Source organism: Pseudoalteromonas sp. S1612 (genome assembly GCF_005887175.1).
Classification (GTDB): Bacteria; Pseudomonadota; Gammaproteobacteria; order Enterobacterales; family Alteromonadaceae; genus Pseudoalteromonas; species Pseudoalteromonas undina.
In genome coordinates this window covers 1-552 of the sequence record NZ_PNDH01000100.1, presented here as the reverse complement: position 1 = coordinate 552, position 552 = coordinate 1, and the positions used below count along the sequence as shown (strand labels likewise).

The window sequence follows — 552 nt, the reverse complement described above, 5'->3', positions numbered from 1 at the left end:
AAAAACATGGTATGACTTAGTTGCTGGAGTTGCTGGAGTTGCTGGAGTTGCTGGAGTTGGGGTTGCTATTGGAATTAGTTCAGGAGTAATTGCATTAGGAGGTTCATTGATTGCTGGTTCTGCAATAGCTCCATTGATAATTATTGTTGCTGTTGGTTTTTTATTTGCGTGGGTTTTTCGTGATACAACTGTTTATGTCGATTACTTAACCCAACATTTGCATATTTGTGAAGAAAACATTCAAGCAGGTAAGGTTAGAATTAGAAATCAAATACAAAAATTAGAGAAAGACTATAAAGATAGTCCAGTCGATTTTATAAAGGGAATTTTTGGTGTGCCAACTTTAAACTTTACTAAGACTTACAAATAATGAAACTTTTAGAGTGGAAGCCTTTGGAGTTGAATTTCCAAGAGGCACGAAACAAGGAGAGGCTTTCTAAGATATTCCTGTTTTTTTTGATTTTAGGGGGAATCTATCTAGTAACAACTACATTTTACTCTGAGTTTCGGTTACTTTTTTTAGATGATGGCTGTTCTGCACAACTAAATCAG

2 protein-coding genes are annotated in these 552 nt (G+C 35.1%); both read left to right on the top strand.

Annotation, left to right across the window (positions count from 1 at the left end; translation table 11 throughout):
- Nucleotides 1-370 (top strand): hypothetical protein (locus CWB78_RS18265; RefSeq protein WP_138596827.1); only part of this gene is annotated, 370 nt, incomplete at its 5' end.
- A partial coding sequence (locus CWB78_RS18895) for a hypothetical protein (protein ID WP_212750865.1) occupies nt 370-552 on the top strand: 183 nt, incomplete at its 3' end. The genes CWB78_RS18265 and CWB78_RS18895, both read left to right, overlap by 1 nt.